Raw genomic sequence first — 26,346 nt, forward strand, 5'->3', positions numbered from 1 at the left:
TTGAGCATTTTTTATCCAAATAAATCTGCTTAATCTGCCAAATCTGCGAGAGATTAAAAATTAATCATATAAAAATGAAGTCAAAGGACTAGAGGCCACAGCATAGTTTTGTTGATTAGCAATTTTGGCTTCAAAAGCTTTTCTTCCTGCAATAACCGCTTCTTTAAATGCTTCAGCCATTAATTTTGGGTTTCCTGCAACGGCAATTGCGGTATTTACCAAAACGGCATCAGCGCCAATTTCCATTGCTTTTGCAGCATCAGATGGAGCGCCAATTCCTGCATCAACAATAACCGGAACATTGCTTTGTTCGATTATAATTTCTAAAAAATCAATTGTTTTTAAGCCTTTATTACTGCCTATTGGTGACCCTAATGGCATAACTGCCGAAGTTCCTGCGCTTTCTAAATGTTTGCACAATACAGGATCAGCATGAATATAAGGCAGTACAAAGAAACCTAGTTTAGCCAGTTCTTCTGTCGCCTTTAAAGTCTCGATGGGATCAGGCAGTAAATATTTTGGATCTGGATGAATCTCCAGTTTGAGCCAATTTGTTTCTAAAGCTTCACGGGCCAATTGTGCAGCAAAAACGGCCTCTTTTGCATTTCTTGCACCAGAAGTATTGGGTAATAAATTGATATTTGGATGTTGTAAATGCAATAAAATGGCATCAGTGTCGGTTTCGAGATCAATGCGCTTTAAAGCAACCGTAACTAACTCACTTTCTGAAGCTAAAATAGCATCTTCCATTTCCTGATTGGAACCAAATTTTCCTGTCCCCAGAAATAAACGCGATTTAAAGGATTTATCTCCAATATTAAACAATGACGTTTGCATATAATTTTTCGTTTAATTGTTGAATTAATAATTCTTTTTCATCACTTTTTGTGATGATACCTGAAACTGCAATTCCGTGAATTCCAGTTTCAATCAACGGATTTAAATCTTTCAAGGTGATTCCTCCAATTGCATAAATTGGAATTTCAATGTTATTTTTTTTCAATTTTTCAAGGATATCATAGTAACCAGCTAAGCCTAATATCGGACTTAATTTTTCTTTTGTATTAGTAAATCTAAAAGGCCCCAAACCAATATAATCGCAGCCATTTTTTGCATGATTTACTATGTCTTCAAATGTATTTGCAGTTCCGCCAATAATTTTTGTAGCCCCTAAAATTGCCCTTGCTTCATCGATTTTCATGTCTGATAAACCTAGGTGAACGCCATCGGCAGCAATTTGCTGAGCGAGATATAAATTATCATTTACAATAAAGTTGGCGAGATATTCTTCGCATAAAAATTTTACAGCTTCTGCCAAAGCAAAGCTGTTTTTTGCAGTCTGATTTTTAAATCGCATTTGTATCCAGTCGCATCCAGCATCTAAAGCCTGATGAATGTTGTACAATTGTTGTTCGATTGTTTTTCCTTGTGAAATGTATTGCAGTTTATTGTACATGATGATATCCGATTAAAGTTGATGTTGAACTCAGGTATTTTTCTATGTAGGTTTTAGCATTTTTACAAGCTTCATATAAAGTTTGGTTTAATGCAAGATTTGAAGCAATCGCAGATGATAAGACACAGCCTGAACCATGTTTTTCAGAACATTTTTTATCTGAAGGAAGCAAATCAAAAACTTCATTTTTTAGAAATAAATGATCTGTTCCAATGGCTTTTTCGTTATGCCCGCCTTTCAATAAAATATTGGCAGGAATTTCATTTTGCAGCCAAAGTTTCTTTGAAATAAACCCAGGATATAAAACTTCAATTTCATTATAATTGGGTGTGATTAGATCGATTTTTGATAAAATTTTGTCGAGATCTGAATAATCGTTAATTGAAAGAAATTCAAATTTTGTCGTTGATTTTAAAACAGGATCCCAAACTATTTGTGTAGTTGGAGATAACAGTTTTATGGTTGATAGAATTCGATTTAAATAATGTGCAGAAGGAACAATTCCAATTTTGACCACACTGATTTTATAACTCAGAAAAAGAGTTTCAATTGAGCGAATCACAAAACTTAAATCCGTCCACTGTATTTCATAAAATGTATCTTCAGTTTGAATAGTATTGGCAGTAATAACCGCAAAACCATTGACATTATGCTGCTCAAAAGTTTTGATGTCGGCAAGAATACCAGCTCCCCCCGAAGGGTCAAGGCCGGCTATTGCAAGTGCGAAAGGACGATTTGCTGACATAATTTAAATTCTTTTACAGGGTTTATATTGCTCCAAACAGCACCTAAAAGTGCGATGTTATCAAAACCATTCTCGAGTGTTTTTCGAATATTTTCAGAATGAATTCCGCCTAAAGCAATGATTTTTGTTTTGTAATTTGTTCTTGATTTTAATGCTTCAAAAAGATCTATTTTTGACTCATAATTTTCTTTTGAAATACTTTTAAAAACCGGACTTAGAAATGCGTAATCAAAACCATTTTCCAGAGAATTAAAATCGTCTATAGAATGTGTTGATGTTGATATAAACTCGTTTTTATCTTTATCAGAATCTGAAAACTTTGAAAAAAGATGACGTTGATTTTTTCTTTCTTTTTCAGAAAAATGAAAACGAATAATTCCTAAATCGTCAGCCAATTGATGATGATTGTGTAAGACAAGTTTAGTTCTATATTCTAATTTAATTTGTTGAATGAATTGCGCCATTTCACATTCAGAATAATCAGGCTTCCGAATATGAAGCAAAGACATTCCTTCTTCAAATAAAGAATGAAGAATGTCAATTTCATCTTTAATAAAAGAAGGATTCGTAATCACAATCATATCTTTCTTCTTATTTCTTTTATCTTCTCGCTTAAATATAAATCTCTTTTCCCTGCTCAATAAATTCTTCTGATTTCTCTTGCATTCCTTTTTCTGCGGCAGCGACATCTCTAATTTCCTGAGATATTTTCATAGAGCAGAATTTTGGTCCGCACATAGAACAAAAGTGTGCTGCTTTTGCACCATCGGCAGGAAGTGTTTCATCGTGAAATTCTCTCGCTGTATCTGGATCTAAGGCTAGGTTAAATTGATCTTCCCAACGGAATTCAAAACGGGCTTTACTTAAAGCATTATCTCGATACTGAGCTCCTGGATGACCTTTTGCTAAGTCTGCGGCATGTGCCGAAATTTTATAGGTGATTACGCCATCTTTAACATCTTTTTTATTAGGTAAACCAAGATGTTCTTTTGGTGTTACATAACACAACATAGCACATCCGTACCAGCCTATCATTGCGGCTCCAATTGCTGATGTTATATGATCGTAACCCGGCGCAATATCTGTTGTTAAAGGACCTAAAGTGTAAAATGGAGCTTCATGACAATGTTCTAATTGTTTGTCCATGTTTTCTTTAATCATGTGCATTGGTACGTGTCCTGGACCTTCAATAAAAACCTGAACATCATGTTTCCAAGCAATTTTGGTTAATTCACCTAAAGTTTCTAATTCGGCAAATTGTGCGGCATCATTAGCATCTGCAATCGAACCTGGGCGTAAACCGTCTCCTAAAGAAAAAGCCACATCGTATTGTTTCATAATCTCACAGATTTCCTCAAAATGAGTGTACAAAAAGTTTTCTTTATGATGAAATAAACACCATTTCGCCATAATTGATCCGCCTCGAGAAACGATTCCTGTTACACGATTTGCAGTTAAATGAATATAACGAAGTAAAACTCCAGCATGAATTGTAAAGTATGAAACACCTTGTTCTGCTTGTTCTATTAAAGTATCACGGAAAATTTCCCAAGTTAAATCTTCTGCAATTCCTTTTACTTTTTCTAAAGCCTGATAAATAGGAACAGTACCGATTGGGACTGGTGAATTTCGAATAATCCATTCTCTAGTTTCATGAATGTTTTTTCCTGTAGATAAATCCATGATCGTGTCAGCTCCCCAGCGGCAGGCCCAAACTGCTTTTTCAACTTCTTCTTCAATACTCGATGTTACAGCGCTGTTGCCAATGTTAGCATTAATTTTTACCAAGAAATTACGCCCAACAATCATGGGTTCACTTTCAGGATGATTAATGTTGTTTGGGATAATAGCTCTCCCGCATGCCACTTCAGAACGGACAAATTCGGGTGTTATTTTACTTTTTGGAGTATTTGCACCAAAACTATTTCCGCCGTGCTGGCATTGCATTGCTTTTGTTTGTTCATTTAAAAGTTCGATACGTTGGTTTTCGCGAATAGCAATGTATTCCATTTCAGGAGTAATAATGCCTTGTTTTGCATAATATAACTGCGTTACGTTTGCGCCCTTTTTAGCACGTTTTGGCTGATGAAGATATTCAAAACGAAGATGATTCAGGTTTTCGTCGCGCAATCGGCTTTGACCGTAATCTGAAGAGATTTCATTTAAAATTTCGACATCATTTCTATCTAAAATCCATCTTTCGCGTAAGCGCGGCAGTCCTTTTCTAATATCAATTTCAACATTTGGATCAGTATAAGGACCAGATGTGTCATAAACGGTTACGGGAGGATTTTTTTCAATTCCTCCGTTTGAAAGTTTGGTGTCGCTAAGATGAATCTCGCGCATAGCTACTTTTATCGGATGCATTTCTCCGTCGATGTAAACTTTCTTAGAATTAGGAAATGGTGTTCTTGATATTTGTTCTTCTGTAGTCATAATATTTTGGTTTCAAGTTTCAAGTTGATTCTGATTGTGTTTGTCTCACAAAGTTTTTCTGTAGAGGTGCACAACAGTGCGTCTACGTCCAGTATATAATGGGAATTTGGATTTTTAAAGAATTGGAATTTAAATCTTAACCTCCCTGCGTAGCAGAAATAATTAAAATTTCGTCAGTTTCTTGTACGAGGAATTCGTTCCATTTGGTTTTTGGAACAACGGTGTTGTTGATAGCAACGGCGATTCCGTTTTGTTTGTGCGGAATTTCGAGATCGAGCAATGATTGAACGCTTAGCGATTCAGCATTGAAATGTTTGGTTTGTTGATTGATTTTTAGTTCCATTCCTTCTTGAATTAGTATAGAGTTATACTTTAGGAATGGCTGTAAGAACGCAAAAAAAATGCGCGCAGAAGTCATCTTACTTTTCCCTACGCTAGTATGAACTAGATCAGGTTCAGAGGGTAAAATCTCAGCCTGCAAATTGCAGACACCCCTAAAGTGTGAAGCAAATGTAATAAAATTTGTTTAGAAGTTTCAGGTTTTAAGTTTTAAGTTTTTTGAAAACTGAAAACTGTGACTGAAAACGACGATTGTAATTGAAAGCTATTTAGTTCTCGTCCAGCAATCTTCAATATGATCGTTGACCATTCCTGTGGCCTGCATATGAGCATAGATCACGGTTGAGCCAACGAATTTAAAACCGCGTTTTTTTAGATCTTTGCTAATTGCATCAGAAATTGGAGTTGTTGCAGGAACATCTTTTAGAGTTTTTGGATTATTGTCAATAGGTTTCCCGTCTGTGAATTTCCAGATATAATCAGAGAAAGTTCCAAATTCATCCTGAATTTTCATAAAAGCCTGAGCATTTGTAACTGCTGATCTAATTTTGAGTTTGTTTCGAATGATTCCGGTATTTTGAAGTAATTCTTCGATTTTATCTTCAGAATAGCGGGCGATTTTTTTATAATCGAAATTATCAAAAGCTGTTTTGAAATTTTCTCTTTTGTTTAAAATTGTAATCCAGCTCAATCCGGCCTGAAAGGTTTCCAGAATTAAAAATTCAAATAGAGTAGGGTCGTCATAAACAGGAGTTCCCCATTCTTCATCATGATATTTTTTGTATAAATCGCTTGCGCTGCACCAGCCGCAGCGAATGATATTTTCGTTTTTCATTATTTCCCAATTTGCCAGCTGTAGCCTTTTACAGTTGGAATGTAAGCCGAACGGCCTATTATAACTAAATTATTATAGATTTTTTTGTTGTATTTAATGCCAATTGCATTGCCGGAAGTATAGAGTTTATTTTCTTTAAATACCACTTTTAATCGCCCGTCTTGAAGTTTAGCATCAGATATTTTTTCAATAAACCACGTTGAATGCCATTTAACTTCGATTTCATTTTGGGCAGTTTTGGTTACGCTTTTAACAAGTTTGACCGCTTCTTTTTGAATTTCAAAGTTTTGAGTAAGCTCTTTTTGAGTTAAAGTTTGACCAATTTTACAGTTACTTAATATTTTATGAAGGTTTGTAAAGCTTAATAATTTATTTTCGTTAGGGTCTTTTTTTGGTTCAGAAGCGGCGGTGCTAATTAGTGTTTTTGATTCTTGAGTGTGCTTGTTAATTTTGATTGGCTTTTTTACAGCAAAAATATTTTTTCTATCAGAAAGGGAATCAGTAAGAATTTCTTTTTGTACAATGGTTTTTGAAGAAGCAGAGGAAATTTCTTTTAGCGGGGCCGCTTTCAAAGAATTAACAGGGTATACTTTTTTCTTAGGCTGTTTTTTCTCATCATTTCCGCAGCCGAAAAAAAGGAAAGCGATAAGGAGTACTAATATCGTATAGTTTTTTTTCATGGCTTTATTTTGGTTTATCCTTTGTGAGATGAGCCTTCCTCGTCCAAATATTTTTTTATCAAATGATGTCCCGCATAGATTAATGGGGTTAGTAAAATTGCAATTGATAACTTAAAGGTATATCCAATTAAAGCGGAAGAAAGAAAAGTATCAAAATCAATTTTTCCAGGCAGCCAAAAAGCAATTCCAAGAACAATAAATGAGTCAAATAATTGTGAAACTACGGTTGAACCGGTTGTTCTAAGCCAAATTTTTCGCTCGCCTGTACGTCTTTTAAAAAACCAAAAAATCCATACATCAATTAATTGCGATGCCATAAAAGCGATTAAACTTCCAACAATAATCCACATACTTTGTCCAAAAACAGCTTGAAACTGCTCATCGTTTACAGGACTTATTCCTTTTGCAGCAGGAATTACTATTGCCATAAACAGAATTAGAAAAGCATAAGCGATCAAACAAGCAGTTATAAAAGAGAGTTTTTTCACTCCTTTTTCTCCAAAATATTCATTAATCAAATCGGTCGTTAGAAAAACAACAGGCCATGGTAAAATTCCAATGCTCATTACAAAAGGGCCAATTTGAATTAGCTTTCCACCAATAAGTTCTGCAACAACTGCATTCGTTATAAATATTCCGGCAAGGACAACAAAAACAATTTCTTTTCGGGTTTTAAACATCTTAATTTGGTAAATGATGTTTCAAATTTAAACTATTTCTTTATAACTTAAAAAGGATTGATTTTAAATTAAGCTGTTGCATTTAAGAGAATCGGAAAGTTAAAATTCTATTTTGAACGCTGATTTTAGTTACATTTGGAACAATAATATATTAGTTAAAAAATAATGATAATGAAAAAATTAATGACAATTTTTCTCATGGGAACAACTTTTTTTGCGGCCACCGCACAATCAAATTCAGATAACCCATTGCTCAAAAACTGGACAGGGCCATATGGCGGAGTTCCTGCGTTTAATGAGTATAAGGTTGCGGATTTTAAACCGGCAATTCAGTTTGCAATTCAAGAAAAATTGAACGAGATTGATGCTATTGCGAATAATCCGAAGGCACCGACTTTTGAAAATACAATTGCTGAGCTGGAACGTTCTGGAAAAACAATTACTAGGATTTTGACGGTATACGGAATTTACAGATCGAATTTGAGTACACCTGAGTTTAGTGCTGTAGATCGCGAGATGTCTCCTAAGTTTTCTGAATTCTCTGATAAGATCAATCAGAATAAAAAACTTTTTACTAGAGTTGAGGCTTTGTACAATTCTAAAGAAAGTAAAAAATTGACCAGTGAACAGCAACGTTTAATCTGGTTGTATTATACTGATTTTGTACGTGAAGGAGCTAAATTGAATGCGGCAGACAAAGAAAAAGTAGCTGATATTAATAAAAAACTGGCGAGCCTTTTTACTAAATTCAGTCAAAATTTATTGGCCGAGGAAAATAATCAATATGTAGCTTTAAAGACTGAAAGTGATTTTGATGGTTTACCATTAGAAGTAAAAAATGCTGCTATTGCTGAAGCAAAGGAGAGAAAACTTGATGTTTTGGGCTGTATTGCCAATACACGTTCTTCAATTGAACCATTTTTAACTTTCTCGAATCGTAGAGAATTAAGAGAAAAAGCTTTCGATATTTTTGTGAAACGCGGTGATAATGGAAATGCAAATGATAATAACGCGACTTTGGTTTCTATTTTGCAATTGCGTACTCAAAAAGCGAAATTATTAGGATTCCCAACTTTTGCAGATTGGAGTTTGTCTAATAAAATGGCAAAAGATCCTAAGAAAACATTGGATTTGATGATGTCAGTTTGGGAACCTGCAGTTGAGAAAGTACATCAAGATGTTGCCGAAATGCAGAAAATTGTAGATGCCGAAGGTGGGAAATTTAAGATTCAGCCGTGGGATTATCGCTATTATGCTGAAAAAGTTAGAAAAGCAAAATATGATTTAGATCAAAATGAGGTTAAGCCTTATTTGCAATTAGAGAATTTGCGCGAAGGAATGTTTTGGGTTGCTGGGGAGTTATTTAATTTAAGCTTCAAACAAGTTACAAATGTTCCTGTTTATCATCCAGATGTTCGTGTTTGGGAAGTAAGCAATAAATTAACGGGTAAAACAGTCGGGTTGTGGTATTTTGATCCTTATGCACGTACAGGAAAACGTTCTGGTGCTTGGATGAATGCATATCGTGATCAGCAAAAAATGGATGGTGAAGTACTTACAATTGTATCTAATAACTGTAATTTTATTAAAGGTGCAGCAAACGAACCTGTTTTGATTTCTTGGGAAGATGCAACTACATTGTTTCATGAGTTTGGACATGCGCTTCACGGATTATGTTCTAATGTAACTTATCCTAGTTTGGCAGGAACATCTGTGGCTAGAGATTATGTAGAGTTCCCGTCGCAATTATTGGAGCACTGGCTGGCTACACCAGAAGTGTTGAATAAATTTGCATTACATTATAAAACAAATCAGCCATTACCTCAATCATTAGTAGATAGAATTGAAAAAGCGGCTAATTTTAATGAAGGTTTTGCTACTGTAGAAACAATTTCTAGTTCTTTAATAGATATGAAACTGCACCTCGCAACTACAACTATTGATCCTCATAAATTTGAGAAAGAAACTTTAGATGCGCTTCATATGCCGTCAGAAATTGTTATGAGACATAGAATCCCTCAATTTGGACACATTTTCTCAGGTGACGGTTATGCGGCTGGATATTACAGTTATTTATGGGCAGACGTGATTAATGCTGATGCTTGGGAGGCTTTTACAGAAGGAAAAGGTCCATATGATAAAGAAGTAGCTAAGCGCCTTTATGATAATGTTTTTAGTGTAGGAAATACTATAGATCAGGAGAAAGCATATGAGAATTTTAGAGGCAGAGCTCCAAAATCTGATGCGTTAATGCGTGCTAGAAATTTTCCAATTGTAGAAAAGAAAAAATAGAAAACTTTGTAATTATAATAGGCGCACTGCGGTGCGTCTTTATAATTTGACAAACATAAAAAAGCCCGAATAAATTAATATTCGGGCTTTTTCTATTGAAATAATATATTAACCTAAAGTAACTCTTTTGAAACCTGTAATTTCAACGTTGAATCCTTTAACGTAATCACCAACTTTTTTACTGTCATCTTTGATGAAGTTTTGATCTAATAAAGCTTTTTCTTGATCTAAAGTAGTGTTGTCAGAAATGAAACGTTGTACTTTTCCTGGAATAATTTTATCCCAGATTTGCTCTGGTTTACCTTCAGCTTTTAATTCAGCTTTAGCATCTTCTTCAGCTTGTTTTAAAACTTCTTCAGTTAATTGAGAGAAAGAGATATATTTAGGAACATTTTTTAAAGTTTTTCCTAAACGTTTTGCTTCTTCATTGTCTTTTTCGATTACAGCAATACGAGCAGCAAGTTCAGATTCAACGAAAGCTGGATCAAAATCTTTGTAAGATAATGTATCAGCTCCCATAGAAGCAACTTGCATAGAAACATCTTTAGTTAAAACGTCAGCGTTAGGAATTGCAGCAGAAATTGCAGTTAATGCAGCAATTTTATTAACGTGAACATAAGATCCAACGAAAGCACCTTCTAAAATTTCAAAACCACCGATTTCGATTTTTTCTCCGATAACTCCAGTTTGCTCGATTAATTTTTCAGCTACAGTAATTCCGTTGAAATCTGAAGCTAAAAATTCTTCTTTAGAAGAGAAGTTGATAGCTCTTTCAACTAAATCTTTAGCTAAAGTTACGAAAGCTTCATTTTTACCTACGAAGTCAGTTTCACAGTTTAAAGTGATGATAGCTCCTTTAGTGTGGTCTGCATTGATGAAAGAAACAGCAGCTCCTTCAGAAGACTCACGGTCAGAACGGTTAGCAGCAACTTTTTGTCCTTTTTCTCTAAGGATTTGTATAGCTTTATCGAAATCTCCTTCAGCTTCAACTAAAGCTTTTTTACAGTCCATCATTCCGGCACCTGTAGATTGTCTTAATTTATTTACGTCTGCAGCAGTAATTGTTGCCATAATATTTTGAATTTTAATGTTAAAAGTAAAAATTCCATCTTCTAAATCCCAAACTCCAATTTTATTAAATTATCAACATAACGTTTTTAATTTTGTATTTGGAGTTTGGAATTTAAAATTTGGAATTTAAAATTTGATTTATTCTTCAGTTGCAGGAGCAGCTTCAGCAGCTGGTGCAGCTTCAACAGCAGCAGGAGCTTCTTCAGTAGCTTCAGTTTCTTTTTCAGAACCTCTGTCAGAAAGACCTTCGATAACTGCAGTAGTTACTAAAGATAAAATTTTGTCAATTGATTTAGAAGCATCATCATTTGCTGGAATTACGTAATCAACCTCTCTTGGGTCAGAATTCGTATCAACCATTGCGAAAACTGGAATGTTTAATTTTTGTGCTTCTTTTATTGCGATGTGTTCAGCTTTGATATCTACTACGAACAATGCAGCTGGTAGTCTAGACATGTCAGCGATTGAACCTAAGTTTTTCTCTAATTTAGCACGTAAACGATCAACTTGCAAACGCTCTTTTTTAGATAACGTCATGAAAGTACCATCTTTCTTCATTTTATCAATAGAAGACATTTTTTTAACTGCCTTTCTGATAGTTACAAAGTTAGTTAGCATTCCACCAGGCCATCTTTCAGTGATGTAAGGCATGTTTGCAGCTTTTGCTTTATCAGCAACGATGTCTTTTGCTTGTTTTTTGGTAGCTACGAATAAAATTTTTCTACCTGATGCAGCGATTTTTTTCAAAGCTTCGTTAGCTTCTTCAATTTTAGCTGCAGTTTTATATAGATTGATAATGTGAATACCATTACGCTCCATATAAATGTAAGGAGCCATATTTGGATCCCATTTTCTAGTCATGTGTCCAAAGTGAACACCTGCTTCTAGTAATTCTTTTACTTCTATTTTGTTTGCCATTTTTGTACTAGTTTACGTTCTGTTGATTAGCAATGTATAAATGGCGATTTCTCTGGCTTTATACATTTAGATGCTAAACTATTTCCTACCTCGGTAGGAGAGCAACAATAACTGTGTTTTTTAATTTCAATAAATAATTGATAATGTCTTGTCCTATTTGAACAAGACAGGTAATATTAACGTTTAGAGAATTGGAATCTCTTACGAGCTTTCTTCTGACCGAATTTCTTACGTTCAACCATTCTTGGATCTCTTGTTAATAAACCTTCTGGTTTCAAGATAGCTCTGTTTTCGATGTTCACTTCACACATTACACGTGCTAATGCCATTCTTACAGCTTCTGCTTGACCAGTTGAACCACCTCCGTAAACGTTTACTTTTACATCAAAGTTACTTGCATTTTCTGTCATAGATAATGGTTGTAAAACTTTGTATTGTAAAGTTGCAGTTGGAAAGTAAGTTGCGAATTCTTTTTTGTTTACAGTGATTTTACCTGTTCCTTCAGAAACATATACACGTGCAACAGCGGTTTTTCTTCTACCGATTTTGTGAATAACTCCCATTACTTAAGATCGTTTAGGTTAACAGTTCTAGGTTTTTGAGCTCCGTGAGTATGCTCAGCACCTACAACAACATTTAGATTTCTAAAAAGTTCAGCTCCTAATTTGTTTTTAGGTAACATTCCTTTTACAGCTTTTTCTACTAATAATGCAGGGTTTTTAGATTGCAATACTTTAGCAGTTAAAGTTCTTTGTCCTCCTGGGTAACCTGTATGACGCATGTAAATTTTGTCATTCATTTTTGTACCTGTAAGGTTAATTTTTTCTGAGTTGATAACAATTACGTTATCTCCACAGTCAACGTGCGGTGTGTAACTTGGCTTGTACTTACCTCTTAAGATCATCGCAACCTTTGAAGCAAGACGTCCTAAGTTGTGACCTTCTGCATCAACAACAATCCACTCTTTAGTTACAGTGGCTTTGCTAGCTGAAATTGTCTTGTAGCTTAATGCGTCCATAATATTATTTTAATTAAACATTCCATCCCCAATAAAGGGGATGCAAAAGTACAATTAATTATTTTAAAACCAAATACCTTAAAAGAATATTTTATATCCTGAAAATCAGGCTTTCAGTTTTTATTTTTAAAACTAAAAAAAAACCAGCTTCACATTAAGGCGAAGCTGGTTCAATTTGTAGTGCATTTTTGTTATTATACAATAAAAATATTGGCAATATCTACAACTTGCTGCGTTGTTAAAGGTTCGTCGTAAGCTTCTGATCCTGCGGAAGCTCCAAAGGCTGCAGCAGTATTGAATCCTGCTTGAGTGGTAACTCCTTCGCCATCGTAAACCGCTTGAGTTGCCGGCGGCATTCCTGCTCCTCGATCAGCATTCGAAATCCAGCCTTTTAATTTGCGGAGCCTTCGCACTTCAGATGCGTGACGTGCTTCGACAGAATGTATTTGCAGAGCTGCAGTTAATAAATCTGGTGTAGTTATTAAGTTAGCGGCTTGCCCTTTGTAGGCTCTCACGCCAGTATCTTCAAAAGCTTGTGCTAAAGCAAGAAAGGTTGGGTAATCATGAAAAGGATCAAATGTACCGCCCACTGTAAAGTCAAAAGTAGGTTTAGGAACGAAGTTTGCACTTGCTGAACCGCCTAACCCTGCGATTAAAAATTTAACGTGACTTGACTCGTGAGCTGCTATTTGTTGAAAGACTTTTAAATCTCGTCCGCCATTTTCTAAAGCCGGAATGACACCAGAATCCAGCGCCATGGCATAAAACTCATTTTCTAGATATTCTAGTGTTAAGGCAAATTGTAAAGCCCCTATTGGGGTGGCGGGTGTTGGGGTGATATCTTTTGCTATTGCTTTATTTGCCAATGCTGATAATCCAAAAGGAATTGATGCCAGCGCCAGATTTTTACTGATATTTCCAAATTGTGAAAAACTGTCTCTTCGTGAACCTGTACTATTCATTATACTGTCATCAGTAAAGGTTTCTATAAATTTTAAAATATTCATAATTTCTAAGTTTTAGCTCGTTAAGATTAAGGTAAATATTTGGCAGTAAATTTTGTAGTAATAAATCCGCCGGCAATTGGTAGGATTTTAGAAGGATCTTTTGCGACATCTAAACCATTTGAAGGGTTTACAATATCGTCGCCTGCAAAATCTTTAGAGTTTGGATTGATCAAGCTTCTTATTGCAGAAGCGTGTCTGGCTTCAACCGAAACAATTTTTCCTGCCAGTAATAAATAATCTGGGCTTTTAATTAATCTGCCTGCACCGTTATAAGCAGCAACGCCTGTATCTTCTAGTGCTTTTGCGGTGGCTAAAACTTCATTATGGCTGTTAAAATTTAAAGAACCATAGTTGAAAGCTAAGGAAGGAAGTAATTGAGAGCTTGGATCTGGAAGCGCACCAGTCAAGGCAGCTTTAAAAAAATCTCTATGAACTACTTCATGATGGTATAAATCTGTTAAGACTTGACGTTCAATATCATTAAATACGGTATTGAAATTTGTTGAATTTACAACTTTAGTATAAAAATCAGCTTCTAACTGTTCTAAGGCGTAAGCATATGTAAGTACGCCAAAATCTCCAGAACCTAAATCAAAAACGCCATTTTTTATTCCGGGTAAGGAGTTGTCCTCCATATTATTATCGTTGTCATTGTCGCTGCAACCAGCTAAAACCAAACCTGCGGTAACTAATGTTAGTCCACTGAGCTTAAGGAAGCTCCTTCTGTTATTCAGTGAAGGATCAACTTCATGAATTTTAACTTCGTTTTTCATAATCTAGGTTTTTATTAAGGTTAATAACATGCTATTAAGTTATTAACGAAATTTTAGCACTAGTGGTTTTAAATAATCAATGTTTTTGAATATTATTTCGAAAAGACCTTGTGATTTCAAATAGTAGCAGCAGTTTTTTGTTTTATTTTCGGTAATTCTACTATATTTGTATTAATTACATAAAATATTAATAGATGAAAGCTAAAGCAACTCTAAAACAAATTGCGAAAGAACTTGGTGTTTCTGTATCTACGGTGTCTAAGGCGCTAAATGACAGTCCGGAAATAAGTGAGCAGACGAAGGTGAAGATTAAGGAGTATGCCAAACTCAAAAATTATAAACCAAATGTTATTGGTCTGAATTTAAAGAATCGTAAGACTAAAACGATTGGTGTAATTATACCTAATATATTAAACTCTTTTTTCGCAAAAGTTTTTAGCGGAATCGAAAAAGTGGCAGATAAAAAAGGATATAACGTAATTACTTGTATTTCTAATGAATCTTTAGAGAAAGAAGTTCATACACTTGAAATGTTAAGCAACGGAACAATTGATGGTTTCATTCTTTCGGTTTCTGAAGAAGCGCAAAAACTTCAAGATTACAATCACTTTTCGGCTATCATAAATGACGGAACTCCAATTGTAATGTTTGATCGTATTGCTGATGAAGTAGAATGTGATAAAGTTGTTGTAGATGATTTTGATTCTGCTTTAAACTCAACTCAGCATTTAATTAATTTGGGATGTAAAAACATTGCTTTAATTTCTTCTGTCGATAATTTAAGTGTTGGAAAATTAAGAGCTGACGGATATTTAAAAGCGTTAAAAGACAATAATATTCCAATAAACGAAAAAATCATTCTTCGTACCGATTCAGAGGAAGATATGAAAGCTAAAATTGATGCTATTTTTGAAAATAAAATTGATGCGATTTTCGCTTTAGATGAAAATGATTCTGTTGCGGCTTTAAGAGTTAGTTTGAAAAAAGGATATAAAGTTCCTGAAGATATTTCGATAATTGGTTTTGCTGATGGAATTTTGGCTTCAAGACGTTTGTCTCCAAGTTTAACTACAGTAAGTCAGCACGGAATCGAAATTGGTGAAGTAGCTGCAAAAAGATTAATTCAAAGATTAGAAGAGCCGGAAGGTGAAACTTCAGACTATGAAACTATCGTTATCAAAACAAAATTGAAAGAGCGAGAATCAACTAGAAAAGCATAAATAAAAAATATCCGTCTTAAAGACGGATATTTTTTTATAAGGAATACGGGAATTTAGGATTTTTATACTTCTTTAATTTTTCGAAAGGAACTAAAAAAGATTCTTCACAAGATCTTGCTGCTCTGTAAAAGATCGGTGTGAATTCTATACCTTTTTCGGTGTAACTCCAAGACGGAAAATCCCAATATTCTTCATTAGTATAATCGCAAGGATCATCATCGTCATTTTTTGGTTTTTCGAAATGAAATTCAGAGTTAAGTACAGCTAGCAATTTAGGAGCGAAATAAGTGCTTCTGTATTTTGAATAGTTGTCAAAATTACTTTGTTCTTCGGTGGTAACACTCTTGTCAAAAGCAATAATATCGTCTATTTCATAGTCTTTTCCATTGTTTAGATCAATCAAATAACCGCTTCCTCCAAAATTAGGATGAGCACCGCCACAGTAATAAGATGAAAACATTTCAAAGCCTAATAAGTTTGTATTGAGGAAATTTATGGTGGTTCTTCCTTCAATTCCTTTTCCTTCACTGTATTCAAAACTTGACGAGCAGTTGAGCTGCGCTAATGTAGTTTGAATGTGTATATTTTCTAAAATTGGATTTATAACAGCCTTGTTTTTCTCTGAAAAATTATTTCCTAATCTAAAGAAATCCGAATCACAATGTTTTTCAGAATACCAGACAAATTCCTTGTTATTATAAATAGTGGTTTTTTGTTTTTTGAATTCCAAGAATTTATATTTCACCAGATTCAAACGTTCGTCGTCAAACCTAATTGAGAGGTTTGATTTGTAATTGTCAAAATTAACAGGTTCAAGATGAACAGCTAGTTGTTTGTCTTTAGCATCATACCAAAAACCATCGAAATTATTGCCTGATTTTTTCAGGTAGAATTTTTCAGTAACAATATCGCCGGGCTTAAAATAGAAAGTATAGTTGTTGTTGTCTTTTAATTTTGCTTCAAGTTTAATGTCTTTTAATGAGTTTTTATAGAAATATACGGCGTTTAAATTAGTCTCGTTATCCGATTTATAAACCTGAAGAGTGATATAGATTGTACTTTTACCTAAAGTTCCTTCTAGATAATAAATTTTGTCCTGACAAAATGAAATCGTTGAATACATTATAAATAGAAACAAAAAAGCTTTTTTCATGATAGCCAATTTTAAAATGCAATATTATTTTGTTTTTTTGACAATGTACAAGTTTTTACTTTCATCGTCAGAAATTAAGGTAAACTTCAAATTTGGATTAGAATAATAATTGTATTTTTTTTTCACAGCGTTTTCCATTTCTGTCCAGTTGTCTTTTGTAGTGCTGTATATTGATTTTTCCTTGTTGCTGTAATCATCCAAAAAAATATCCTCTTTTTTAAATTTTAAGGTGTCTTTTGCAAAAGGTATATTGACATAAGCAATTCCATCCCAGTAATAATAAGTATAAGGGCTGTTGGACTGGGTTTGTCCTGCCATATTTGAATTATATTCTAATTTTTGATAATATCGAACCTTTATTTTATCATTTGGGATATCATAAAATACATTTTCATTATCAATCTTTTTATGCTGCTTCGAGCTTAGGTCTCGGGCATTATTATATATATCTTCACTTGCGCCATAAACTACATACCATTGATTATTTGCGTAATATATTATAGATTCTCTTTTGTCAGAAGGGATAGAGTGATCTCTCCAGCTATAAAAAGATTCTAAGTAAATACAATTGGGTACAATAGTATCATAATAATATTTAGATAATTTTTCAGCAGACCAAGTTAAATCTTTGTTTATAGGAACAAATGCTTTTTTTGTTTTGTTTCCATCTGCAGGCCAAGTTTGGTAGTAAAGCAGGGCTTTGTTTACTATTTGTTTGTTAAGCAAAACAATCTCGCCAAATTCAGATTGATCAGACGAGGAAGTTTTAAAGCCTATTGTATCTAAAACTTTTCCAAAGGAATCTATTTTAAATAATGTGTTGTTGTAATTACTGCCAGTATTTCCTCCTCCGTGATCATAAGGTTCAGATTTGGTAATTACTTTAACGATGATTTTATCACTTGAAATCTCGAGTATCTGAAACGTATAACAATATTCAGCTCCTTTTTGAAATATTGATATATCATGATTGCCAAATTTTTTAACTTCAGATAAATTTTTATAAGTCACAAATTCAGTCGGAAGCTTTTTGCGAGGAAAAAGATTTATTACAAAAGTATCCAAGCCTAAAGCTAAGCTAACATTGATTTGATAGATTATAAATAAGACAACTATTGTTACAAGAGAATACGTTATCGTTTTTTGTTTCATTTCGGTCTTTCTAATGTGCTTCCAGCCAGTCTTTACCTAAGCCAAGTTCAACTTCTAAAGGAACAGAAAGTTTAAACGCATTTTCCATTTCATGTTTGATCATGGGTTGGATTTTTTCTAACTCGTCATTATGTACATCAAACACAAGTTCATCATGTACTTGAAGCAGCATTTTAGATTTCCAGTTTTCGTCTTGTAATTTTTTGTGAATGTTAATCATTGCAATTTTAATTACATCGGCAGCGCTTCCTTGAATTGGTGCGTTTACAGCATTTCGTTCGGCTGCACTTCTTACAACTGCATTTGCGGAGTTAATGTCTTTTAGATAACGACGACGACCTAGAATGGTTTGTACATAACCTTTTTCTCTGGCAGAATCTATCTGCTCTTGGATATATGATTTTAATCTTGGGTAAGTTTTGTAGTAAGCATCAATCAAAGCAGCACTTTCGCTTCTTGATAACGAAGTTTGATTGCTTAATCCGAAAGCAGAAACACCATATATAATTCCGAAGTTTACAGTTTTAGCATGGCTTCTTTGCTCGCGGGAAACTTCTTCCAGCTCTACATCAAAAACTTTTGCAGCGGTTGCTTTGTGAATATCTTCTCCGTTTTGAAATGCTTTAATCATGTTTTCTTCACCACTTAAAGCCGCAATAATTCTCAATTCGATTTGCGAGTAATCGGCAGAAATTAAAGTATGATTTTCATCACGTGCTACAAAGGCTTTACGAATCTGACGCCCTCTTTCGGTACGAATTGGAATATTTTGCAGGTTTGGATTATTAGAACTTAAACGTCCTGTTGCTGCAACTGTCTGCATATAATCAGTATGAACACGTAAAGTCTTTTTGTCAACTTGTTCCGGTAAAGCTAAGATGTAAGTGCTTTGCAGTTTTACCATCTGACGCCAATCTAAAATTTGTTTTACAATTGGATTGTCGTTTGCTAAATAAGTTAATACTTCTTCGCCGGTTGCATATTGACCAGTTTTGGTTTTCTTTTGTTTTGCTCCGCCAATTTTAAGTTTATCAAATAAGATATCTCCTAATTGTTTTGGAGAGGCAAGATTAAATTTTTCTCCTGCGGTTTCGTATATTTTTTGTTCTAAAGATTTGATTTCAACATCCATTTCTTTAGACATTGCATTTAAAAAATCAACATCTAATCGAATTCCTTCGGTTTCCATTGCAGCTAAAACGCTTACTAATGGAATTTCGATTTCATCAAATAATTTTTTAGTTTCGGTTTTGTCTAATTCTACGGTGAAGATTTCTTTTAATTGTAAAGTAATATCAGCATCTTCGGCAGCATATTCTTTAATGTCTTCAAGAGGAACGTCGCGCATCGAAAGCTGATTTTTTCCCTTTTTGCCTATTAAAGTTTCAATTGATTTTGGAGAATATTTTAAATAGGTTTCTGCCAAAATATCCATATTATGGCGCATATCTGGATTAATCAAATAATGCGCAATCATGGTATCAAAAAGTTTTCCTTTTACGGTAACGCCATAATTGGAAAGGATTTTTAAATCGTATTTAAGGTTTTGTCCAATTTTTTCGATGTTTTCATTTTCAAAAAACGGAACAAATTTGTCTACTAGTATTTTTGCTTCTTCTTGATTTTCTGGAAACGGAACATAAAATGCTTTTCCTTTTTCATAAGAGAAAGACATTCCAACAAGTTCTGCATGCAAAGCATCAATTCCTGTAGTTTCGGTATCAAAACAAACCGAAGTTTGGTTTTGTAAATTCTGTAAAAGCAGTTTTATTCCTAAATCTCCTTGAATAGTTTGATAGGAGTGAGGTGTGTTTTCTAATGTGCTGTAAAAAGAGGCTCTTGTAGTTTCTGTATCTTCATCTGCGGCAGCACTTCCAAATAAATCAAATTGTTCTTCGTTTTTTGGCTGTGGTTTTTTGTATAATTTGGCATCTGGAGCTGCTGCTGGAGCAGTTTGTGTTCCATCAGTTTTAAACAAATTATCAAATTGTTCGGCCATTCTTCTAAACTCTAATTCCTGGAAAATAGCATCTGTTTTTTCAATATCAGGGCGCGTTAGCTCATAATCATTTTCATCAAAAGTTACTGGACAGTCTAGTAAAATTGTTGCCAGTTTTTTAGATAATAAGCCTTTCTCTTTATTAGCCTCAATATTCTCCTTCATTTTTCCTTTCAGCTTATCGGTATTAGCCAAAAGATTTTCCATTGTTCCAAACTCTTTCAAAAGCTTTTTGGCTGTAACTTCACCAACGCCGGGAAGTCCAGGAATGTTATCGGCTGCATCGCCCATCATTCCAAGAAAATCGATTACTTGTTCAGGACGTTCGATTTCAAATTTTTCTAATACTTCAGGAACACCCCAAATTTCAATTCCATTACCCATACGAGCAGGTTTGTACATGAAGATGTTTTCAGAAACCAATTGAGCAAAATCCTTATCGGGAGTTACCATAAAAACTTTGTAGTTCTCTTTTTCGGCTTGTTTGGCAATTGTTCCAATTAAATCATCAGCTTCAAAACCGGCAACTTCGATAATAGGAATGTGCATTGCTTTTAATAATTCGCATATATAAGGTACCGCTATTTTAATAGCTTCAGGAGTAACGTCTCTGTTTGCCTTGTATTCTGGAAATAATTCATTTCGTAATTGGCTTCCGCCTTTGTCAAATGCTACGGCCAAATGGTCTGGTTTTTCTCTTTTAATAACATCTAAAAGTGAGTTCATAAAACCCATAATTGCAGATGTATCCATTCCTTTTGAGTTAATTCTAGGGTTTTTTATAAAGGCATAATAACCACGAAAAATTAATGCGTAAGCATCTAGAAGAAAAAGGCGTTTTTGAGTTGACATATAAAAAATATTAGTCTGTAAAAATAAACAATTGAGGTCTCAAAAATTAAACTAACAAGATTTTTTTTCCACCATATAAGTTATATAAGTTCAATTTAGCATCCTGTATACTGTAGAGATGTCTAATATTTATTGAATTAGAATATTTAAAATGAACATATATACCTTATATGGTAAAAAACGCAAAAGTTAATGTCGAGTTAAAATTTTTTATTCGGAGATTTCTTCATTTTCTCTTCATTTTATGAGGGTACTTTTGATCTGTAAAATAAAAGGAATTGAATACTAAATTTTAGAAATGATGAAATCGAAGATTCACGAAAACAAAAAAAGCAAACAGCTAAGCTTGAGTAGAAATTTATTAATGTTATTAGTCGCAGTTTTAGGGACAAGTGCAATGGTTCATGCATTTCCTGCAAAAGAAGGTAAAACGGTTCCTGCAAAAGAAATAAAAGCAACAAAACACAAAAAAATACAGCTTCAAACGAAGAGACAGTACAAAGTAAAAAAATAAATATATAAGGTTAAGGTTATTAATAAAACAAGTGTAATTAATTTAAAAATTTAGAAATCATGAAAAATTTATTTATTGTATTAGCAGCAGTTTTAGGAACAAGTGTAATGGTTAGTGCTCAAACAACTCCAACTCAGGCAGCTCCTGCAAAAGAGGTGAAAGCTACGAAACACCATCATAAATCAAACAAAAAAGCAAAAGCTGAAACTCCAAAAGAAGAAACTGCCACCGTGAAAAAATAAACATTGCTATTGTTTTGTCTTCAAAAGATTGTAAGGAGACAAAGTAGGATTAATGATTGTGGAGAATGCGGTTGAAGAAAGCTGATGAAGAAATTTGTCAGCTTTTTTTGTTCGTTAATTTTTTAATAACGTGTCATTTGATTTTTGATAATTGATTAATTTTAGTTGCACTTAAAAGATGTTTTATGAATGTTTTGATTGTTGAAGATAATAAGGAGCTTGCAGTTGAAGTTTACGACTTTCTGTGTAAAGCAGGTTATATCTGTAAAATAGCAAATAATTGTGCTGATGCTCTTGAAGAATTTGCAAGTAATGATTATGATGCCATGCTGCTCGATCTTGGTTTGCCTGATGGAGATGGTTTTGAGGTTTTACAGACTATTCGAAAAACAAAATCAAAAATTGCGGTAATTGTGCTTACAGCGCGTGGAGAATTAGATGATAGAATAAATGGGCTTCATTTGGGGGCTGATGATTATTTAACCAAACCTTTTGCTTTGACGGAATTAGCGGCCAGATTATTTGCTGTAATTCGTAGAATTCATGGTTTTACTTTGAATAATTTAAGTATTCACGGATTTTTGCTTCAGCTTCAGGATTATAAAGTGAGTTATAACGAAGTGCCTTTAAGTTTGACTAAAAAAGAATTTGATATTTTTCAATATTTAGTTCTAAATAAAAACCGTGTAATTACAAGATTGCAGTTAACAGAACATATTTGGGGAGATATTCTCGAGATAAATTCAGATTCTAATTTTATTGATGTTCATGTTAGAAATCTTCGAAAAAAATTAGATAAACACGCCCCGATAGATTGGTTTGAAACCGTTAGAAATGTGGGTTATCGTATTAATGAATAAAGAAATACTGTGAAGATAAAACATCAATTAGCGATTTTTAATGCACTGACAAGATTGTTGGTGATTTTAATTTTATGGTTGATGCTTCCTATTTTAGTCGAAAAGGTGGTTTATAGACATATCAATAATGGTCTTATTGAGAAAAAAGAAAAGTTTATAGAGCATTTAAATCAACAGGAAATTAATGATTTTATCGAAAATGAAGGCGACTCGACTGAAACATATTCACAGTTTTCTACGCTTCACAGTGAGTTTTTAGTTCTTTCGAAAGCTCCGATCAGGCCTAATCAAAAGAAAACATCCTTTACAAATGAATTTCGCATTATTGAAGGCGAAGAAAACGAATATAGGATTCTGACACATCATTTTAGTTTTGGAAATGAAGGTTATCAACTCGAAATTGGCAGCAGTCTTGGCGAGGTAAATGATCTTACTTTCATAATTAGGTTTTTTATTATAATAGTTTTGTTTGTCATTCTTTTGGTGACTTTTTTAGCTGATACCGTTTATATCGAGTATTTATTAAAGCCATTTTATAAAATTATTGATACAAAAATAAGGCGCGTCAATGAACCTGAGGTTTTTGATCACACGCCCATAAATGCAAAATCACGTGATTTTAGAGAGCTGGATTTGGTTTTGAACCAAATGATGGATCGTATTGCGGAACTTTTTAAAAAAGAAAAGCAGTTTATTTCGAATGTTTCTCATGAACTTCTTACACCAATTGCTTTACTCAAAAGCAAGTTTGAGAATTTATTACAGAATGAATCTTTAGATGAGAATGCTTTTGATAAAATAGCTGGTTCGCTAAGGACATTGGATATGCTGAAAAAAATCATCAATAATCTTTTGTTGATTTCTAGAATAGAAAACAATCAATATGAAGCTAATGAGGAAATTAATTTTCATGAAATTATAAATGATGTAGAGGAGGATCTGCAAGATCGAATTGAAGATAAAGGAATTCAATTCGTAAATGAAATGAAGAATGATTTGATTTTTAGAGGAAATAAAACCTTACTCCATATTCTTATTTATAATTTAGTAACAAATGCAATTAAGTATAATAAACCAGACGGAAGTATTATAGTCAGCGATGGTTTTATACTGAATGAATACTTTATTTCAATTGCAGATTCTGGGATAGGTATGAGTGATTCTCAAATTGAAAATATCTTTAATAGGTTTGCTAGGGTTAGTTCTGATCAGGAAGGGCAGGGGTTAGGGCTTGCTATAGTAAAAAGTATCGCTGTTTTTCATCATATTGAAATCAAAGTTGTTTCTAGTATGAATGAAGGAACAATTTTTACTTTATGTTTTCCTGAGGCGGCTAAAGCTTAATTATTTGTTAAAATTTTTCTTACTTATAAAACTTCATGTTGTCTTCATTTTACGGTTTTACCTTTGGGTTATAAATAAGAGATAATAATCACAAAAAAAAACAATCATGAAAAAATTAGTAATGTTAGCAATTGCTGTTCTAGGAACAACTGCTATGATAAATGCTCAAACGACTCCAGCAAAAGCTGCACCAGTAAAAGAGGCTAAAGCTCCTAAAAAAGACAAAAAAATGGATAAAAAAGAGGCAAAACCAGAAGCAGCTAAGCCGGAAGCAGCAAAAGCAAAAAAATAAAAGGCATTAGTTTGCTGAAGTAACCTGTACAAGGTTTTAGAGAAAAATTGTAATTAAAAAGCTGATAGAGTAATCTATCAGCTTTTGCTTTTGTGTGAGTTAAATTTTTGATAATAAAAAGCGATAAAATTTTCATTCTTTGTTACTTTGCTTAAAACTGTAAATAAATGATCCTTCGTTTTGTAATTTTATGTGCTCTATTTTTGCTTATTGAGTTCTATTCCTATCAAGCTTTCCGAACTTTAATTAAATTAAGATGGGTTTTAACAGCTTATCAAATTATTAGTGCACTGCTTCTTGTATTTATAATTTATTCTTTTTCTCAGGTAGATCGATCTGTTGGGCAGACCAAACAATTTATGTTTACAACAGGTTTGATGTTGCTTGTTTACGTACCGAAAATTGTAATTACGTTAGTTTTATTTAGTGAAGACATTTTTAGAATTGGTGCCAGCATCTTGAATTATTTTATTTATAATGCGCCTCGCAAGGAAATGATGCCGGAGAGACGAAAGTTTGTAAGTCAGATAGCATTAGGGTTGGCTGCAGTGCCTTTTTTATCGTTGATTTATGGAATATTTGAAGGAAAATATAATTTTAAGGTAATCAAGCAAACAATTTTTTTTCCGGATTTGCCAGATGCATTTGACGGTTTTAAAATCACTCAAATTTCAGATGTTCACAGCGGAAGTTTTGATAATCCTGAGAAGATAAATTATGCAATTGATTTAATAAATGAGCAGGAATCTGACATGATTTTGTTTACGGGAGATATTGTAAATACTCACGCTAAAGAAATGCATCCTTGGTTGGAAACATTCAATCGTATTAAAGATTATAAGTACGGTAAGTTTTCTGTTTTGGGAAATCATGATTATGGCGAGTATGTTACTTGGTCTTCTGAGAAAGAAAAAAGGGAGAACTTTGAGGGCATAAAAAACCTTTATGGTCAAATTGGGTTTGAATTAATGCTTAATGAGCATAGATATATTGAGAAAGGTGATGATAAAATTGCTTTAATTGGAGTAGAAAACTGGGGGGCAAATTTTAAGAAAGCAGGGGATTTGAATAAAGCTTCGGAGCAGGTGAATCAAGAGGATTTTAAAATTTTAATGAGCCATGATCCTAGTCATTGGGAACATGAAGTAAAAAAACATCCTAAAAACTTTCATTTAACCTTGTCTGGTCATACTCATGGCATGCAGTTTGGAATTGAGATTCCGGGATATTTTAAATGGAGTCTCGCACAATATATTTATAAACAATGGGCAGGATTATACGAAGAGTCTAAAAGATACGTTTATGTTAACCGCGGGTTTGGTTTTCATGCCTATCCTGGAAGAGTTGGAATTATGCCTGAAATAACGGTCATTGAACTAAAAAAGGGGAACAATGTGGCTTAATTCGTTAAAAATGCTACATTTGTATTAATTATCTTTTTTAACTAGATTAAAAGAATTAAATTTTTGGTTTTATGTCAAAATTTGGAGAACTTATAAATGCTCAGGTTCCAGTGTTAATTGACTTTTACACAGATTGGAACGAATCATCAGTATCAATGCATCCTGTTATTAAGGATGTTGCGGCTGCGCTAGGCGATAAAGCTAAGGTAATTAAAATTGATGTGGATAAAAATCAAGAATTAGCTGAAGCATTGCGAATTAAAGGATTGCCTACGTTAATGATTTATAAAGAGGGGCAAATGATCTGGAGGCAGTCTGGAGAACTTGATGCTAATACTCTTATCGGTATTGTTCAAGATCAATTTGATTTTTAAAAGGTTGCGATAGCGATATTATTTAGTGAATAATATCAAACTTATAGCCGTTTTCTTTTAAGAAATGTAATGTTTTTGGAAGAGCAAATTTTAAATTTGGTGAGGCTTTTATGCTGTCATGAAATACAATTACACTTCCTGATTTTACATTTTTTGTAACGTTTTCAAGGCATTTTTCTGGAGTAATACTTTGGTCAAAGTCAGCGCTCAAAACATCCCACATAATTATTTTATAGCCTAACTTGCGTAAAATTTTAGATTGTGCTTTTTTTATTTTTCCATAAGGAGGACGAAATAATAAATTGCATGTTTTTTCTTCTTCTAAAATAGCAGCACAATTTTTTACATTTTCAATATAATCATCATTGTTACTTTTCCAGCCATTAACATGGTTCATGGTGTGATTTCCTATGCTGTGTCCGTCAGTTATAAGCTTTTCAAATAAGGATAAGTTGGCTTTAATGTTTTTTCCAATACAAAAAAAGGTAGCTTTTGCATCAAATTTTCTCAATTCAGCTAATACCCAGTCTGTAATTTCTGGAGTTGGGCCATCATCAAAGGTTAGGTATATTTTCTTTTCGTTGTTTGGAATGTCCCAACAATATTTAGAAAACACCGTTTTTATGAATGAATTAGTTTTTACCCAATAAAAGCTCATTATTAACTTATTTTAGAGATAAGTAAATATAAA

General features: G+C 33.5%; 28 protein-coding genes and 1 riboswitch. Of the genes, 9 read left to right on the forward strand and 19 right to left on the reverse strand.

The genetic code is table 11. From position 1 onward, the window contains the following. Positions 1-60 precede the first annotated feature (60 nt). The 9 genes from B0A75_RS02320 to B0A75_RS02360 all read right to left on the reverse strand — a co-directional run bounded on the left by B0A75_RS02320 (position 61) and on the right by B0A75_RS02360 (position 7,171). Positions 61-837, reverse strand: coding sequence for a thiazole synthase (locus B0A75_RS02320; protein ID WP_089052677.1), 777 nt, complete (start codon positions 835-837; stop codon positions 61-63). Then, positions 818-1,456 (reverse strand): thiamine phosphate synthase, encoded by a 639-nt coding sequence (locus B0A75_RS02325; RefSeq protein ID WP_089052678.1) that lies wholly within the window; start codon positions 1,454-1,456, stop codon positions 818-820. Before B0A75_RS02325 ends, B0A75_RS02320 begins: the two co-directional genes overlap by 20 nt. Beyond that, complete coding sequence (locus B0A75_RS02330; RefSeq protein WP_089052679.1) at positions 1,446-2,201, reverse strand: hydroxymethylpyrimidine/phosphomethylpyrimidine kinase; 756 nt, start codon at positions 2,199-2,201, stop codon at positions 1,446-1,448. The genes B0A75_RS02325 and B0A75_RS02330 overlap by 11 nt, the downstream gene beginning before the upstream one ends. Further along, entirely contained in the window at positions 2,168-2,782 is a 615-nt protein-coding gene (locus tag B0A75_RS02335) for a thiamine phosphate synthase (RefSeq protein WP_089052680.1), read from the reverse strand. The genes B0A75_RS02330 and B0A75_RS02335 overlap by 34 nt, the downstream gene beginning before the upstream one ends. A 31-nt stretch (positions 2,783-2,813) precedes the next feature. Further along, positions 2,814-4,637, reverse strand: coding sequence for a phosphomethylpyrimidine synthase ThiC (gene thiC, locus B0A75_RS02340; protein ID WP_089052681.1), 1,824 nt, complete (start codon positions 4,635-4,637; stop codon positions 2,814-2,816). Positions 4,638-4,773: 136 nt separating this feature from the next. After that, positions 4,774-4,980, reverse strand: coding sequence for a sulfur carrier protein ThiS (thiS, locus tag B0A75_RS02345; RefSeq protein ID WP_053472622.1), 207 nt, complete (start codon positions 4,978-4,980; stop codon positions 4,774-4,776). 66 nt (positions 4,981-5,046) lie between these two features. After that, a riboswitch (TPP riboswitch) is annotated at positions 5,047-5,143 on the reverse strand. Between the two features lie 98 nt (positions 5,144-5,241). Beyond that, positions 5,242-5,811 carry a DNA-3-methyladenine glycosylase I gene (locus B0A75_RS02350; protein WP_089052682.1) on the reverse strand — a complete coding sequence of 190 codons (570 nt, stop codon included), beginning with the start codon at positions 5,809-5,811 and terminating at the stop codon, positions 5,242-5,244. Beyond that, positions 5,811-6,491: a hypothetical protein gene (locus tag B0A75_RS02355; protein ID WP_089052683.1), complete on the reverse strand. Its 681-nt coding sequence runs from the start codon at positions 6,489-6,491 to the stop codon at positions 5,811-5,813. Before B0A75_RS02355 ends, B0A75_RS02350 begins: the two co-directional genes overlap by 1 nt. Positions 6,492-6,505: 14 nt before the next feature. Beyond that, on the reverse strand, positions 6,506-7,171 hold the full coding sequence (locus B0A75_RS02360) for a queuosine precursor transporter (protein WP_089052684.1): 666 nt from the start codon (positions 7,169-7,171) through the stop codon (positions 6,506-6,508). A gap of 171 nt (positions 7,172-7,342) precedes the next feature. Between B0A75_RS02360 and B0A75_RS02365 the strand changes: the two genes are divergently transcribed. Continuing rightward, positions 7,343-9,463, forward strand: coding sequence for a M3 family metallopeptidase (locus tag B0A75_RS02365; protein WP_089052685.1), 2,121 nt, complete (start codon positions 7,343-7,345; stop codon positions 9,461-9,463). Between the two features lie 108 nt (positions 9,464-9,571). On the opposite strand, the gene tsf is transcribed toward B0A75_RS02365, so the two are convergent. The 6 genes from tsf to B0A75_RS02395 all read right to left on the reverse strand — a co-directional run bounded on the left by tsf (position 9,572) and on the right by B0A75_RS02395 (position 14,250). Further along, a complete protein-coding gene (gene tsf / locus B0A75_RS02370) occupies positions 9,572-10,534 on the reverse strand; it encodes a translation elongation factor Ts (protein ID WP_089052686.1) in 963 nt (320 codons plus the stop codon). 138 nt (positions 10,535-10,672) lie between these two features. Continuing rightward, positions 10,673-11,452, reverse strand: coding sequence for a 30S ribosomal protein S2 (gene rpsB / locus B0A75_RS02375; protein WP_089052687.1), 780 nt, complete (start codon positions 11,450-11,452; stop codon positions 10,673-10,675). A gap of 176 nt (positions 11,453-11,628) precedes the next feature. After that, positions 11,629-12,015, reverse strand: coding sequence for a 30S ribosomal protein S9 (rpsI, locus tag B0A75_RS02380; protein WP_017497947.1), 387 nt, complete (start codon positions 12,013-12,015; stop codon positions 11,629-11,631). Further along, positions 12,015-12,470, reverse strand: a complete 456-nt coding sequence (rplM, locus tag B0A75_RS02385; protein ID WP_026983738.1) for a 50S ribosomal protein L13 — start codon at positions 12,468-12,470, stop codon at positions 12,015-12,017. Before rplM ends, rpsI begins: the two co-directional genes overlap by 1 nt. A gap of 194 nt (positions 12,471-12,664) precedes the next feature. Continuing rightward, positions 12,665-13,477 carry a ferritin-like domain-containing protein gene (locus B0A75_RS02390; RefSeq protein WP_089052688.1) on the reverse strand — a complete coding sequence of 271 codons (813 nt, stop codon included), beginning with the start codon at positions 13,475-13,477 and terminating at the stop codon, positions 12,665-12,667. A gap of 26 nt (positions 13,478-13,503) precedes the next feature. Continuing rightward, a complete protein-coding gene (locus B0A75_RS02395) occupies positions 13,504-14,250 on the reverse strand; it encodes a ferritin-like domain-containing protein (protein ID WP_089052689.1) in 747 nt (248 codons plus the stop codon). A 194-nt stretch (positions 14,251-14,444) separates the two neighbouring features. Between B0A75_RS02395 and B0A75_RS02400 the strand changes: the two genes are divergently transcribed. Further along, complete coding sequence (locus tag B0A75_RS02400; RefSeq protein ID WP_089052690.1) at positions 14,445-15,470, forward strand: LacI family DNA-binding transcriptional regulator; 1,026 nt, start codon at positions 14,445-14,447, stop codon at positions 15,468-15,470. A gap of 34 nt (positions 15,471-15,504) precedes the next feature. Here the strand turns inward: B0A75_RS02400 and B0A75_RS02405 are convergent, their stop codons facing one another. The 3 genes from B0A75_RS02405 to polA are packed head-to-tail and all read right to left on the reverse strand — an operon-like array spanning position 15,505 to position 20,626. Continuing rightward, the gene (locus B0A75_RS02405; protein WP_089052691.1) at positions 15,505-16,623 is read right to left on the reverse strand and encodes a hypothetical protein; all 1,119 of its coding nucleotides are present in this window, start codon (positions 16,621-16,623) and stop codon (positions 15,505-15,507) included. Between the two features lie 24 nt (positions 16,624-16,647). Then, positions 16,648-17,775 (reverse strand): hypothetical protein, encoded by a 1,128-nt coding sequence (locus B0A75_RS02410; RefSeq protein WP_089052692.1) that lies wholly within the window; start codon positions 17,773-17,775, stop codon positions 16,648-16,650. Positions 17,776-17,785: 10 nt separating this feature from the next. Then, a complete protein-coding gene (polA, locus tag B0A75_RS02415) occupies positions 17,786-20,626 on the reverse strand; it encodes a DNA polymerase I (RefSeq protein ID WP_089052693.1) in 2,841 nt (946 codons plus the stop codon). 298 nt (positions 20,627-20,924) lie between these two features. On the opposite strand from polA, the gene B0A75_RS02420 reads away from it, so the two are divergent. The 7 genes from B0A75_RS02420 (at position 20,925) to B0A75_RS02450 (ending at position 25,655) form a co-directional block, all read left to right on the forward strand. Further along, entirely contained in the window at positions 20,925-21,140 is a 216-nt protein-coding gene (locus B0A75_RS02420; RefSeq protein WP_165765073.1) for a hypothetical protein, read from the forward strand. Between the two features lie 59 nt (positions 21,141-21,199). Next, a complete protein-coding gene (locus B0A75_RS02425; RefSeq protein ID WP_089052694.1) occupies positions 21,200-21,382 on the forward strand; it encodes a hypothetical protein in 183 nt (60 codons plus the stop codon). Between the two features lie 185 nt (positions 21,383-21,567). Then, positions 21,568-22,242 carry a response regulator transcription factor gene (locus tag B0A75_RS02430; protein WP_089052695.1) on the forward strand — a complete coding sequence of 225 codons (675 nt, stop codon included), beginning with the start codon at positions 21,568-21,570 and terminating at the stop codon, positions 22,240-22,242. Between the two features lie 9 nt (positions 22,243-22,251). Continuing rightward, complete coding sequence (locus B0A75_RS02435) at positions 22,252-23,586, forward strand: sensor histidine kinase (RefSeq protein ID WP_244284332.1); 1,335 nt, start codon at positions 22,252-22,254, stop codon at positions 23,584-23,586. A gap of 106 nt (positions 23,587-23,692) precedes the next feature. Further along, positions 23,693-23,878: a hypothetical protein gene (locus tag B0A75_RS02440; protein WP_089052697.1), complete on the forward strand. Its 186-nt coding sequence runs from the start codon at positions 23,693-23,695 to the stop codon at positions 23,876-23,878. A 167-nt stretch (positions 23,879-24,045) separates the two neighbouring features. Continuing rightward, positions 24,046-25,281: a metallophosphoesterase gene (locus tag B0A75_RS02445; protein ID WP_089052698.1), complete on the forward strand. Its 1,236-nt coding sequence runs from the start codon at positions 24,046-24,048 to the stop codon at positions 25,279-25,281. A gap of 71 nt (positions 25,282-25,352) precedes the next feature. Further along, the gene (locus B0A75_RS02450) at positions 25,353-25,655 is read left to right on the forward strand and encodes a thioredoxin family protein (protein ID WP_089052699.1); all 303 of its coding nucleotides are present in this window, start codon (positions 25,353-25,355) and stop codon (positions 25,653-25,655) included. A 22-nt stretch (positions 25,656-25,677) separates the two neighbouring features. Here the strand turns inward: B0A75_RS02450 and B0A75_RS02455 are convergent, their stop codons facing one another. Continuing rightward, a complete protein-coding gene (locus B0A75_RS02455) occupies positions 25,678-26,313 on the reverse strand; it encodes a polysaccharide deacetylase family protein (RefSeq protein ID WP_089052700.1) in 636 nt (211 codons plus the stop codon). Between the last annotated feature and the right edge of the window lie 33 nt (positions 26,314-26,346).

This window comes from Flavobacterium oncorhynchi, assembly GCF_002217355.1.
GTDB classification, from domain to species: Bacteria; Bacteroidota; Bacteroidia; order Flavobacteriales; family Flavobacteriaceae; genus Flavobacterium; species Flavobacterium oncorhynchi.